Source organism: Microbacterium sp. X-17, assembly GCF_039615055.1.
On sequence record NZ_JBDHNI010000013.1, the window covers coordinates 1 to 12,368 of the forward strand.

The following is a 12,368-nucleotide window of genomic DNA, read 5'->3' on the forward strand; positions in this document are numbered from 1 at the left end:
CGCACTCGAGCACGGTGCTGTGGGTCTCGATGATGTTCGTGGGCCTCATCCTCATCGTGTTGGCGATCGTTCACCTGAACTCCTGACCTCCCCCGCGCCCAGATAGCGCATGATGGGAGGAGGGGAACGTTTGGGGGAAACGTGTCACAGGGGGACGAGGCGGCGGACGGCCTCGCGCAGTTCCGCGAGCTGATCAGCGACGAGCGGACGTACGAGAAGCCAGGCACGCCCGGTGTCGACCCGGCGCTCCGGCGGCGCCGACGCCGACGCGGGGCGCTGATCGGCGGCATCGTGACGGTCGTGATCCTCGCGCTCGTGGGCGTCTACGCCGGATACACCCTGACTGCGCCGGTCGGCGCGGCGGAGGTCAGCGCCGCGGTGCCGAAGATCGCGACGCCGGCGGCCGCGAAGATCGCCTTGCCGGCAGAGGGTGCGGCAGCGATCAGCGTCGCCGGCGCCGACGCCTACCTCGGACCCGGCGCGAGCGGCGTCTGGGCGTCGAGCGGCGGCGGCGAGCCGCGTCCGATCGCCAGCATCAGCAAGATCATCACGGCGATGGTCGTGCTCGACGCCAAGCCGCTCGACGGACCGGGCGCCGCCGGCCCCACGCTCCGGTTCGACGCGGCCGACCACGCGCTCTACGACAAGTACTACGTGCTCGGGGCGACGATCGCCGAGATGCCGACGGGCAGCTCGATGAGCGAGCACGACGCCCTGGAGACGATGCTCGTCGTGTCGGCCTGCAACTACGCGGAGGCCGTCGCCGAGTGGGCGTTCGGGTCGGAGTCCGCGTTCCTCGCCGCGGCGCGGACGTGGCTCGCCGCCCACGGTCTCTCCCAGACGACGCTGGTCGAGCCGACCGGCGTCGACACCCGGAACACGAGCACGCCCGGCGACCTCCTCACGCTCGCCCGGCTCGCCGCCGCCGACCCGGTGATCGCCGGGATCGTGCGGATGCCGCGGCTGGACGTGCCCGGCCTCGCGCCGCTCCCGAACACCAACGACCTGCTCGGCGTCGACGGGGTCAGCGGGATCAAGACCGGCACGCTCGACGAGAGCGGATCGAACCTGCTGTTCTCCGCGGCGCTCCCGGTGGGGACCGGGGATCCGCTGTCGGTCACCGGGGTGATGCTCGGCGGGCGGTCGCACGCCGCCGTGAACGACGACGTCGCAGCCCTGCTGACGAGCATCACGAACGGCTTCCACGACGTGCCGCTCACGCAGCCCGGCCAGAAGGTCGGCAGGTACACGACGCCGTGGGGCGCGTCGGCCGGAATCGTCGTGGCGGACCGCGCGTCGGTGTTCACCTGGTCGGACACGCCGATCACCGCCACGATCGACACGACGACGATCACGACGGGCGCGCGCGGCGACGACGTCGGTCGCATCACGTGGACCGCGGGGCCGCGGACCGCGACGGCGTCCCTCGCGCTCGACAGCGACATCCCGCTCCCGAGCGCGTGGTGGCGCCTGACGCACCCCTTCGACCTCGGGGGCCAGGCGCGGAGCGTCAGCGCGGGGTGAACCGGAAGGCGCGGGCGCCCGCGACCCAGGCCGCGTGGAGGTCGGCCGCGGACGGGTTGCCGACGTCGTCGAGCGCGATCTTGTTGAAGCCCGCGAACACGCGGTTGTCCCGGCACATCTGCGCGTAGAGGCGCACGACGTCGTCCTCGTCGGCGAAGACCTCGACATCCGCCTGGCGGAGCCGGCCGCGGAGCCGGATCGTGATCGGCTCGCCGGTGCGCAGGTTACGGCCCCACCCGAACGGCGAACCGGACAGCAGCCGATCGCCGTCGCGCGTGTAGGCGACGGGGATGACGTACCGCCGCCCGGATTTGCGGCCGGTCACGTACAGCGTGACGAGGCGCCGACCGATCCCCTGCGCGATCAGGGGCGTCGCCAGGAGCCCGCGGACCAGCCGATTGGCGAAGCCTTGGATCGGAAGGGTCTGCGCGCGCTGCGGGGTGGATTCGCTCATGTCTGTCGTCCTTCGCTCGAGTGCGTGTCGAAGAGGGGTCCGGGGATCGGGCGCTCGCTGATGTTGGCCACCACGTGGTCGAGCAGCGCCGCGAGCCGCGCCTGGTCGGCCTCCGGCAGGCCGGCGTTCAGCCGCCCGTCGAAGGCGACGGCGACCTCCCGCAACTCGTGGAAGCGCGCCAGCCCCGCATCGGTCACGGACACGTCGTGGACGCGGCGGTTCTCCCCGTTGCGGGCCCGGGCGATCAGGCCCTGGCGCTCCATCGCGCCGAGGTGGTGGGAGAGCGTGGCCTCCGTGATGCCGATGCGCCCGGCCAGCTCGCGCTGGGTGGCGGGTCGCCGCCCCGCGAGGCTCAGGAGGACGAGCCACACCGGCAGCGACCCGCCGACCTCGGTGAGCGCGCGGTCGAACTGCTGACCCACGACGCGGGCGACCTGGTTCAGCCGGAGGCCGAGCGGCAGTGCATGCCTGTCATCCACGCGGCCAGTCTATGCACACTTCGATATCGAAGGGTATGGCTTCTAATGATTCCGATAGACGAGAGCGGCGATGCGGCGCTCCAGGTGCCGACGCTCGGCCGGATTCATGGCGAGCGCGTGCGCGCGGCGGAGCGCCGGGACGGCGTCCGCGGGTCGGCCGGCGCGGGCCAGGAGCTCGCCGCGGGCCGCCCAGTACAGGTGGTAGTGGTCGAGGCCGGCGATCCCCTCGATCAGCGCGAGGCCCGCCGGGGCGCCGTCGGCCATCGCGACCGCGACCGCCCGGTTCAGCTCCACGACCGGCGACGGCGCGATGTCCGCAAGCCGCGTGTAGGCGGCGGCGATCGCGGCCCAGTCCGTATCGGCCGCCGTGCGCGCGGTCGCGTGATACCTCGCGATGGCGGCCTGGAGCTGGTACCGGCCCGGACGGGCACGGCGCATCGCGGCATCCAGCACGAGGTTCGCCTGCTCGATGAGCTCGAGGTCCCAGCGCGACCGGTCCTGGTCCTCAAGCAGCACGAGCTCGCCCCGCACGAAGCGCGCCTCCGTCCGCGCGCGGGCGTAGAGCTCGAGCGCGAGGAGACCCTCCACCTCGGGGTTGTCGGGGAGCAGGTCATGCAGGCGGATCGTCAGCCGGATCGCCTCCTCCATGAGGTCGACGCGGGCGCCCGCCCGGTCGCCGCGGGAGAGGTAGCCCTCGTTGAAGACGAGGTAGAGGATGCCGAGCAGCGCGTCGAGCCGTTCGTCCAGCTCGGCCGGCACCGTGAGCGGGATGCCGGCATCCCGGATCTTCCGCTTCGCGCGCACGATGCGCTGCGCGAGGGTCGCCTCCGGCACGAGGAAGGCGGCCGCGATCTCCTCGGTCGTGAGGCCGCCGACGAGCCGGAGCGTGAGGGCGACCCGCGCCTCGTGCCCGAGCGCCGGGTGGCAGCACAGCAGCATGAGCCGCAGCTGCTCGTCGCCGACCGCGGCGTGGTCGACCACCATGTCGGGCTCCTCGTCCTCGTCGGCGGGATCGTGGACGGCGGGGCGGAGGACGGCGAGGTCGATCCCCGTCTCCCGCGTGCGGCGCAGGATCGCGGCCTCGCGGCGGATCCGGTCGATCGCGCGGTTGCGCGCCACCGTGTGGAGCCACGCCGCCGGATTGTCCGGCACCGCCGTCCAGTCCAGGGCCTCGATGAGCGCGTCCTGGACGGCGTCGTCCGCGACCTCCACGCCGAAGCGCGCAGCGAGGAGCGCGAGCACGCGCCCGCTCTCCTCGCGCGCGAGCCGGGTGACGGCCGCGGACGGGTCGGTCACCGGGCCATGCCGGCGGCGAGCGGCCGCACCTCGAACGCGCCGCCCGGGAGCGGCAGCGCCGTCACGACGGCGAGCACGGCGTCGAGGTCGGGGGCCTCGACGAGGTAGAAGCCGGCGAGCGCCTCCTTCGTCTCCTGGAACGGCCCGTCGACGATCGTGTCGCCGTCCGCCGAGCGGCGGACGGTCGTCGCCGTCTCCCGCGGCTGCAGTTCCCCGCCCGCGACGAGCGCGTCGCCGAACGTCTGGTGGAACTCGACCCACGGAGCGATGCGCTCCTCGAACCCGGGCTCGCCGGCGCGCGGAGCCTCGTAGGGAGGCACGTTGAGGGTGATGAGGTATTGCATGGGATGTCTCCTTCGTGTGGTCCGGCGGCCTCGTTGTTCGCCCGCCTCACTGCAATGACGCAGCACCCGCGTGGGATCGACAGTACCCGCGCGACTTCTTTCGCCGAGTCCGGATCCTCGTGCCGAGCAGACATGCTCGAGGCAGTGCGAGGGGGTGGATTCTCGGGGCGCGCAGGGTCCCTGCATTTCCAGGATACCGGCGGGGTGGGGGCTTGCGGCAAGGGCCCGGTCAGGGACGAGAATCGTCGTCTGCCCGCGAGGATGGAGCCTGCCCGTGACCCCGCTGACCACCACCGTCTTCGACCTCGGATCCCGCCGTGCCGCCAAGGCCGATCCGCGCCTCGTCGCCCGGGACGAGACGCAGTTCGCCGCGATCGCCGCGACGCTCCAGGAGGATGCCGCGCGCCTCGCCCGCCGGCTCGACGAGCTGCGGCTCATCCCCGCCGAGGGCCAGACCGCCGTCGAGCGCGACAGCGACATCCGCCGGCTCGCCGCCCAGCAGCGGCTCATGCAGCGCTTCGGGATCGACCTGTGCCTGGGGCGCATGGTCGCCGCCGGCGATCCGGAGGCCGCGTACATCGGCCGCATCGGGCTCACCGACCGCGACGGCCGGCGCCTGCTCGTCGACTGGCGGGCACCGGCGGCGGAGCCGTTCTTCGGTGCGACGCACGCGAACCCGATGGGCCTCGTCAGCCGCCGCCGCTACCGCTGGACCGGCCGGCGGGTGAGCGACTACTGGGACGAGGTCTTCGCCCCGGAGGGCTTCGCCGAAGGGGTCTCCCCCGACGACGACTCCGCGTTCATCGCGAGCCTGGGGACGAGCCGGTCCTCCCGCATGCGCGATGTGCTGTCGACGATCCAGGCGGACCAGGATGCCATCATCCGCGCCGGCTCCCCCGGCGCGCTCGTCGTCGACGGCGGCCCCGGAACGGGGAAGACCGTGGTCGCGCTGCACCGGGCGGCGTACCTCCTCTACGCCGAGCCGCACCTCACGCGCGGCGGCGGGGGCGTGCTGTTCGTCGGCCCCACGGACGCCTACCTCGCCTATGTCGACGACGTCCTGCCGAGCCTCGGCGAGGAGAGCGTGCGGATCTGCACGCTCCGCGACCTCGTGCCGGAGGGCGCGGCCGCGGGGACCGAGCCCGACCCGCGCGTCGCGCGGCTGAAGGAGTCGATCGACGTGGTCGCGGCCGTCGACCGGGCGACCCGGTACTACGAGGATCCGCCGCGACGCCGGCTCGCGATCGAGACGCCGTGGGGCGTCGTCGTCGCGGGGCCGGACGACTGGGCGGAGGCGTTCGGGTCCGCCGATCCCGCGGCCTCCCACGACGACGCCCGCGACCAGGTCTGGAACGCGCTGCTGGAGCTCCTGCTCGACCAGCTCGACGACGAGGACCTCCCCCGGGCGCAGGTGCGCCGGTGGCTCGCGCGGGAGGAGGAGCTCGCGGGGACGTTCCGGCGCGCGTGGCCGCTGCTCGATCCGGTGGCCGTCGTGGCGGACCTCTGGACCGTGCCCGAGTACCTGCGGTACTGCGTGCCCTCCCTCTCGGCCGACGAGGTCGCGCTGCTGCAGCGGGCCGACGCCCGCGCGTGGACCACGTCCGACCTGCCGTGGCTGGATGCCGCCCGGCAGCGGATCGGGGATCCCGAGGCGTCACGCCGGCAGCGGCAGAACGAGGCCGCGCGCGCCGCGGAGCGGGAGCTGCGCGAGCGCGTGACGGAGGATCTCATCGCCGCGGACGACTCCGACCTCAAGCTCATGTCGATCCTCCGGGGGCAGGACGCGCGCAACAGCCTGGACGACGACGCCGAGACGCCGCGCCTCGATCCCGACGCGCTCGCGGGCCCGTTCGCGCACGTGATCGTGGACGAGGCGCAGGAGCTCACCGACGCGGAGTGGCGGATGCTGCTGCGCCGGTGCCCGTCGCGGAGCTTCACGATCGTCGGCGACCGGGCGCAAGCCCGGCACGGGTTCCCCGAGTCGTGGGAGGCGCGGCTCGCGCGGGTCGGCCTCGCGAGCGTCCGCGTCGCGGGCCTCACGATCAACTACCGCACCCCCGCCGAGGTCATGGCCGAGGCGGCGCCGGTGATCCGCGCGGCGCTTCCGGACGCGAACGTGCCGACCTCGATCCGCGAGGGCGGCCGACCCGTGCGGCACGCGGCGATCGCGGACCGCGACGCGATCCTCGCGACCTGGCTCGCCGAGCACCCGGAGGGCGTGGCCTGCGTCATCGGCGATCCCGCCTTCGCGGGGATGCCGCGGGTGCGGGCCCTCACCCCGGTGACCGCGAAGGGGCTCGAGTTCGACCTCGTGGTGCTCGTGGCTCCCGACACCTGGGGCGCCGGCGTCGAGGCCGGGGTGGACCGCTACGTCGCCATGACCCGCGCCACGTCCGAGCTCGTGCTGCTGTCCTGACCCCCGCTTGCCCGCGCGCTCCGCGTGCACCGATCGCTCACCTGTCGCGATCGCCCACCCGCGCGGCATGAAGCGACAGGCGAGCCGCGAGCGGAACGAGCTCGCCTGTCGCAAACAACCACCCGCGGTCGTCGAAGGCGACAGGTGAGCGGGATGGGCGGGGGCGCGTGGGGAGGGACGGCGGAGAGGGAGAGAGCGCGAGTGTCGGGGGCAGGTGGGAGGATGCGAGGCATGCTGCTGGCTGCGGTCGTCGAGACGAGCGAGGCCGTCGCGGGGACCCGCTCGCGCCTCGCGAAGGTCGACGCGCTCGCGAGCCTGCTGCGGCGGCTCGACGCGGCCGAGATCCCGATCGCGGTCGGATTCCTCACCGCGAGCCCGCGTCAGGGCCGGGTCGGCGTCGGGTGGCGGGGAATGTCCGCGCTCGCGGTCGAGCCCGCGACCGCGCCGACGCTCACGATCGAGGAGGTCGACGCCGCTCTCGACGCGCTCGCCGCGACATCCGGGGCCGGATCCGCCGCGGTGCGCGGCGACACCCTCCGCGGCCTGGCGGAGCGCGCCACGGGCCCGGAGTGGGACTTCCTGCGCCGCGTGATCCTCGGCGAGCTGCGCACGGGGGCTCTGGAGGGCGTGCTGCTGGACGCGATCGCGCGCGCCTCCGAACGCGACGCGGCCGTGGTGCGCCGCGCGGCGATGCTCTCCGGCGACCTCGGCGAGACGGCGCGGCTCGCGCTTACGGGCGATCCCGCGGAGCTCGCCGCCGTCGGCCTCGTCGTCGGGCGCGCGGTGCTGCCGATGCTCGCCTCGACGGCCGCCACGGTGACGGACGCGGTGGCGGCGGTGGGCGAGGCGTCCGTCGAGTACAAGCTCGACGGCGCGCGCATCCAGGTCCACCGGCACGGCGACGAGGTGCGCATCTTCACGCGCAACCTCGCCGACATCACGCATCGCCTCCCCGAGGTCGTCGAGGCGGTGCGGCGGATGCCGGTGCACGACGTCATCCTCGACGGCGAGACGCTCGCGCTCGACGAGAACGACGCGCCCCGTCCGTTCCAGGACACGATGTCCCGGTTCGGGGCGGAGGTGGCGCGTCAGGTCGTCCTGCACCCCTGGTTCTTCGACGTCCTGCACGTCGACGGACGCGACCTCATCGACGAGCCGCTCCGGATCCGCCGCGACGAGCTCGCCCGGATCGCCCCGTCGCACCGGATCGAAGGACGCGTCACCGCCGATCCGGAGGTCGCGGAGCAGGTCGCCGCGGACGCCCTGGCGGCGGGCCACGAGGGCGTCGTCGTGAAGGCGATCGACTCCCCCTACGCCGCGGGGCGCCGGGGGTCGAGCTGGATCAAGGTGAAGCCCGTCCACACGTTCGACCTCGTCGTGCTCGCCGCGGAGTGGGGATACGGCCGCCGCACGGGCTGGCTGTCCAACCTGCATCTCGGCGCCCGCGACGCGACGGGCGCGTTCGGCGGCGGCTTCGTCATGGTCGGCAAGACGTTCAAGGGCCTCACCGACGCACTGCTGACGTGGCAGACCGAGCGCTTTCCGGAGCTCGCGGTCCGCGAGACGCCGGGCACCGTATGGATCGCGCCCGAGCTCGTCGTGGAGATCGCGATCGACGGAGTGCAGCGCTCGACCCGCTACCCCGGCGGCATCGCGCTGCGCTTCGCGCGCGTCAAGCGCTACCGCGAGGACAAGCGTCCCGAGGATGCGGACACGATCCAGACCCTCCGCGGACTCCTGCGCGGCGACCCCTCCGACTAGCCTCGAAGCATGCCCACGCGGCTCCTGGTCGTCTCGGATACGCACGTCCCCGCGCGCGCTCGCGCGCTTCCGGCGGACCTCCTCGAGGAGGCGCGGCGGGCGGACGCGATCATCCACGCCGGCGACTGGGTGAGCGCCACCGTGCTGGACGAGTTGGAGGCCCTCGCGCCGGTCGTGGGCGTGTGCGGCAACAACGACGGCGGCGATCTGCGCGCACGCCTCCCGGAGGTCGCGCGGGCGACGTTCGACGGCGTCCGGTTCGCCGTCGTGCACGAGACGGGCGACGCGAAGGCGCGCGAGACCCGGATGGATGCCGCCTACCCCGACACGGACGTGCTCGTCTTCGGGCACAGTCACATCCCCTGGGACAGCACGACTCCGGGCGGCATGCGGCTGCTCAACCCCGGCTCGCCCACCGACCGGCGCCGGCAGCCGCGGGGCACGTTCCTGAGCGTCGTGGTCGACGCCGGCACGGTCGTCGAGGCGCGCCTCATCCCCGTGGAGCCGAACGCGCGCTGACCACCGGCCGCCGCGATGAGCGGAGGAGATGGGACGAGCGGAGGACCGAATCCCCGCATCCCGCCCTCCGCAGCTCACATCTCCTCCGCTCGTGACCTGACCGCCGGCCTCCGGGGATATAGTTAGTTCACAACAGGTAACTTGTTCGGAGAGATTGTGGCTGAGAGAGCGGTGCGGGAACGGTCGGGGATGTTCAGCAAGGAACACCCCCACTACAAATGGGTCGCGCTGAGCAACACGACGCTCGGCATGCTGATGGCGACCATCAACGGATCGATCGTCCTGATCTCGCTGCCGGCGATCTTCACCGGCATCCACCTCGATCCGCTCCAGCCGAGCAACGTGAGCTACCTGCTCTGGATGCTCATGGGGTACATCCTCGTGACGGCCGTGCTCGTGATGACGTTCGGACGCCTCGGCGACATGTACGGCCGCGTGCGGATCTACAACCTCGGCTTCGTCATCTTCGCCGTCGCCGCCGTGGCGCTCGTCTTCGATCCGTTCGAGTCCGGCGCGGGCGCGCTGTGGCTCATCGGATGGCGCGTCATCCAGGCGATCGGCGGCTCGATGATCTTCGCCAACTCGACCGCGATTCTCACGGACGCCTTCCCCGCGCGGAAGCGCGGCATGGCGATCGGCATCAACCAGATCGCGGCGATCGCGGGCACGTTCCTCGGCCTGATCCTCGGCGGGATGCTGGCGGCGCTGGACTGGCGCGCCGTGTTCCTCGTGAGCGTCCCGTTTGCGGTGGTCGGCGCGATCTGGTCGTACGTCTCGCTGCACGAGGTGGGCACGACCTCGCGCGGCCGGATCGACTGGGCCGGCAACATCCTCTTCGCCGTCGGCCTCGTCGCGTTGCTGGCGGGCATCACGTACGGCATCCAGCCCTACGGCGACAGCTCCACCGGCTGGTCGAACCCCTGGGTTCTCGCCGGGATCATCGGCGGCATCGCGGTGCTCGCGGCCTTCGTCTTCCTCGAACTGCGCGTGAAGGATCCCCTCTTCAACGTGCGGCTGTTCGCGAACCGCACGTTCGCGTGGGGCAACCTCGCGGGACTGCTGGCCTCGATCGGCCGCGGCGGCCTGCAGTTCATGCTCATCATCTGGCTGCAGGGGATCTGGCTGCCGCTCCACGGCTACTCGTACGAGAGCACACCCTTCTGGGCGGGCATCTACCTGCTGCCGCTAACGGTCGGGTTCCTCGTGTCCGGTCCGATCTCCGGCACGCTGTCGGACCGGTTCGGCGCGCGGACCTTCGCGACCGCCGGCCTGCTGCTCGTGGCGGTCACGTTCGTCGCGCTGCTGCTCATCCCGGTGAACTTCGACTACGGGATCTTCGCCGTCCTCACGTTCCTCAACGGCGTCGGCTCGGGCATGTTCGCCGCCCCGAACCGCACCGCGATCATGAACTCCGTGCCCGCGACCGAACGCGGCGCGGCATCCGGGATGACCGGCACGTTCCAGAACGCCGGGAACTCCCTCTCGATCGGGATCTTCTTCTCGCTCATGATCGCGGGACTCGCCACGACGCTGCCGAGCACGATGTTCGCGGGCCTGACCGCGCACAACGTGCCGGCCGACCTCGCGAACCAGATCGCCGGGACCCCGCCCGTCGGGAGCTTGTTCGCCGCGTTCCTCGGCTACAACCCGATCGCGTCGATCCTGGAGCCGACGGGCGTCCTGAACTCCCTCCCGGCGGCGGATGCCACGGCACTGACGGGCCAGACGTTCTTCCCGCAGCTGATCTCCGAGCCGTTCCACGCGGGCCTCGAGATCGTGTTCGTCACCGCCGCGATCATGTCCCTCATCGGCGCGATCGCCTCGCTCCTCATGGGACGGGAGGTTCCGGTGGAGAAGACCGCGCCCGTGCGCATCCCCATGGCCCAGCCCGCCGAGGAGCTCAGCGACGTGTGAGGCGATCTGCCCCGCGTCAGCGGTCGTAGACCTCTCGCCGGTGACCGGCGTGCACGACGACGACCGTGAGCACGTGATCTTCGATCCTGTACAGCACTCGGTAGTCACCGGTCCGGACGCGCCATTCGGGGCGTCCGGTGAGCTTCCTGGCCGCGGGCGGCCGAGGATCGTCCCCGAGGAGCTCGATCACCGCCTGAATGCGACGCTTCGCCTCCGGAGGCAGCTTTCGGATGTCCCGGACGGCAGCCGGGAGGATCTGGATCGCGTAGGTCACGGTGCCAGGCCGAGATCGCGCTTCACGTCCGCCCACGGGATAGGCGTCTCGTCGAGCCGCTCCGTCTCCTCCCAGGCGGCGTCGACGGCGCGGATGTCCGCGAGCTCCTCGGCGTCCTCCAGCAGCCGATCGAGCTGCGCCGCGTCGATGACGGCAGCCACGGCTCGATTGCGACGGGTGAGGTAGACGGGAGCGTTGCGCGCCTCGTCGACGATCGACGCGAGGCGCCCACGGGCGTCGGTGATGGCGATCTCACTCATGCGGCGATTCTACGCGCATAACGTACGTTTTGCGTCAATTGCACTGCATCACAACGGGACGTTCTCCGGATCGATCGCGATGTCGAGGAGCATCGGGCCGGTGCGCCGGTCAATCGCATCCAGGGCGGAATCGAGTTCGTCGAGGTTGCGGACCGAGCGACCCTCTCCCCCGAGCGCGGTCGCGACGGCCGCGAGATCCGGCCAGTCGAAGCTCGCGATCGCCGGATCGATGCCCTTCTCGCGGAAGAACATGAGCTCGGAGCCGTAGCAGCGGTCGTTGAACACGACAACGACGATGTCGAGTCCGTGGCGCACCGCCGTGTTGAACTCCGCGAGGCCGCCGAGCATGAACCCGCCGTCCCCCGTGACCATAAGCGTCGGGCGCTCGGGGGCGCCGAACGCCGCCCCGATGGCGGTCCCCATGCCGAGACCGATGGCGCCGAAGTTGAGGCTGTGCACGTAGGCGGACGGCTCCGGCACGTGCAGCATCGTGAAGCCCTTGAAGACCCAGCGGCCGGCGTCGAAGACGAGGTTCCGGTCCGCGGGGAACCGTGCGTCGATGCGGTCCAACGCGGTGCGGATGTCGACCGTCGCGCTCGTGCTGTGGTCGGTGTACTCCTCCCGGACCGCGGCGAGCCGCTCGGCGAGCGCGTGCGACGCGAAGCCGGTCGGCTCGGTGCTCGCCTCGTCCAGCAGCTCCACCATCGCGTCCGCCGTCGCGGCGGCGTCGCCGAGGATCGCCACGTCCACGCGCGCGGAACGGCCCAGCGCGTCGCGGTCGACGTCGACCTGGACCACGCGCTTCCCGGCGAGCAGCGAGCCCTCCGCCGTCGTCCACTTGTTGAGCGAGCCGCCGAAGACGATCACGCAGTCGCTCGCCTGGATCGTGTCCAGCGCGACCGCGTGGGCCAGCGAGCCGAAGAACCCGAGGTCGAAGCGCTCGCCCCGGAACAGGTCCTTGGCCTTGAGCGTCGTGGCCACCGGCGCACCGAGGCGGCCCGCGAGGCGCAGCAGCGCCTCGCGGGCGTCGGGGGTGGATGCACCGCGCCCCGCGACCACGACCGGTCGGCGGGCCGATGCGATCGTGCCGACCGCGAGGTCGAGCATGTCCGGGTCGGGTGCCGGCG

General features: G+C 72.3%; 12 protein-coding genes. 5 read left to right on the top strand and 7 right to left on the bottom strand.

Annotated elements, in window-relative coordinates; all coding sequences use genetic code 11:
• Window positions 1-141: 141 nt before the first annotated feature.
• Window positions 142-1,524, top strand: a complete 1,383-nt coding sequence (locus tag ABCS02_RS34050; RefSeq protein WP_345840161.1) for a D-alanyl-D-alanine carboxypeptidase — start codon at window positions 142-144, stop codon at window positions 1,522-1,524.
• On the opposite strand, the gene ABCS02_RS34055 is transcribed toward ABCS02_RS34050, so the two are convergent.
• The 4 genes from ABCS02_RS34055 to ABCS02_RS34070 are packed head-to-tail and all read right to left on the bottom strand — an operon-like array spanning window position 1,511 to window position 4,097.
• Window positions 1,511-1,978 carry a hypothetical protein gene (locus ABCS02_RS34055; protein WP_345840162.1) on the bottom strand — a complete coding sequence of 156 codons (468 nt, stop codon included), beginning with the start codon at window positions 1,976-1,978 and terminating at the stop codon, window positions 1,511-1,513. The genes ABCS02_RS34050 and ABCS02_RS34055 overlap by 14 nt on opposite strands.
• Window positions 1,975-2,457 carry a MarR family winged helix-turn-helix transcriptional regulator gene (locus ABCS02_RS34060; RefSeq protein ID WP_345840163.1) on the bottom strand — a complete coding sequence of 161 codons (483 nt, stop codon included), beginning with the start codon at window positions 2,455-2,457 and terminating at the stop codon, window positions 1,975-1,977. Before ABCS02_RS34060 ends, ABCS02_RS34055 begins: the two co-directional genes overlap by 4 nt.
• Window positions 2,458-2,499: 42 nt before the next feature.
• On the bottom strand, window positions 2,500-3,753 hold the full coding sequence (locus ABCS02_RS34065; protein ID WP_345840164.1) for a sigma-70 family RNA polymerase sigma factor: 1,254 nt from the start codon (window positions 3,751-3,753) through the stop codon (window positions 2,500-2,502).
• Entirely contained in the window at window positions 3,750-4,097 is a 348-nt protein-coding gene (locus tag ABCS02_RS34070; protein ID WP_345840165.1) for a YciI family protein, read from the bottom strand. Before ABCS02_RS34070 ends, ABCS02_RS34065 begins: the two co-directional genes overlap by 4 nt.
• A 274-nt stretch (window positions 4,098-4,371) precedes the next feature.
• Here ABCS02_RS34070 and helR point away from each other — a divergent pair, with 274 nt between their 5' ends.
• The 4 genes from helR to ABCS02_RS34090 all read left to right on the top strand — a co-directional run bounded on the left by helR (window position 4,372) and on the right by ABCS02_RS34090 (window position 10,707).
• Window positions 4,372-6,513 carry an RNA polymerase recycling motor ATPase HelR gene (helR, locus tag ABCS02_RS34075; protein ID WP_345840166.1) on the top strand — a complete coding sequence of 714 codons (2,142 nt, stop codon included), beginning with the start codon at window positions 4,372-4,374 and terminating at the stop codon, window positions 6,511-6,513.
• 231 nt (window positions 6,514-6,744) lie between these two features.
• Window positions 6,745-8,274: an ATP-dependent DNA ligase gene (locus ABCS02_RS34080; RefSeq protein ID WP_345840167.1), complete on the top strand. Its 1,530-nt coding sequence runs from the start codon at window positions 6,745-6,747 to the stop codon at window positions 8,272-8,274.
• A 9-nt stretch (window positions 8,275-8,283) separates the two neighbouring features.
• The gene (locus tag ABCS02_RS34085) at window positions 8,284-8,793 is read left to right on the top strand and encodes a metallophosphoesterase (RefSeq protein WP_345840168.1); all 510 of its coding nucleotides are present in this window, start codon (window positions 8,284-8,286) and stop codon (window positions 8,791-8,793) included.
• A 189-nt stretch (window positions 8,794-8,982) separates the two neighbouring features.
• Window positions 8,983-10,707 carry an MFS transporter gene (locus ABCS02_RS34090; RefSeq protein ID WP_345840169.1) on the top strand — a complete coding sequence of 575 codons (1,725 nt, stop codon included), beginning with the start codon at window positions 8,983-8,985 and terminating at the stop codon, window positions 10,705-10,707.
• Between the two features lie 16 nt (window positions 10,708-10,723).
• On the opposite strand, the gene ABCS02_RS34095 is transcribed toward ABCS02_RS34090, so the two are convergent.
• The 3 genes from ABCS02_RS34095 to ABCS02_RS34105 all read right to left on the bottom strand — a co-directional run.
• Complete coding sequence (locus ABCS02_RS34095) at window positions 10,724-10,981, bottom strand: type II toxin-antitoxin system RelE/ParE family toxin (RefSeq protein WP_345840170.1); 258 nt, start codon at window positions 10,979-10,981, stop codon at window positions 10,724-10,726.
• Window positions 10,978-11,241 carry a type II toxin-antitoxin system Phd/YefM family antitoxin gene (locus tag ABCS02_RS34100; protein ID WP_345840171.1) on the bottom strand — a complete coding sequence of 88 codons (264 nt, stop codon included), beginning with the start codon at window positions 11,239-11,241 and terminating at the stop codon, window positions 10,978-10,980. Before ABCS02_RS34100 ends, ABCS02_RS34095 begins: the two co-directional genes overlap by 4 nt.
• Window positions 11,242-11,289: 48 nt before the next feature.
• Window positions 11,290-12,368, bottom strand: a 1,079-nt coding sequence (locus tag ABCS02_RS34105; RefSeq protein WP_345840172.1) for a thiamine pyrophosphate-dependent enzyme, incomplete at its 5' end; no start/stop codon positions are given.

Bases quoted from the DNA above. Each gene is read 5' to 3' on its own strand.
- ABCS02_RS34055 (WP_345840162.1), bottom strand. From the start codon at position 1,978: ATGAGCGAATCCACCCCGCAGCGCGCGCAGACCCTTCCGATCCAAGGC.
- ABCS02_RS34070 (WP_345840165.1), bottom strand. From the start codon at position 4,097: ATGCAATACCTCATCACCCTCAACGTGCCTCCCTACGAGGCTCCGCGC.
- ABCS02_RS34080 (WP_345840167.1), top strand. From the start codon at position 6,745: ATGCTGCTGGCTGCGGTCGTCGAGACGAGCGAGGCCGTCGCGGGGACC.
- ABCS02_RS34085 (WP_345840168.1), top strand. From the start codon at position 8,284: ATGCCCACGCGGCTCCTGGTCGTCTCGGATACGCACGTCCCCGCGCGC.
- ABCS02_RS34090 (WP_345840169.1), top strand. From the start codon at position 8,983: ATGTTCAGCAAGGAACACCCCCACTACAAATGGGTCGCGCTGAGCAAC.
- ABCS02_RS34100 (WP_345840171.1), bottom strand. From the start codon at position 11,241: ATGAGTGAGATCGCCATCACCGACGCCCGTGGGCGCCTCGCGTCGATC.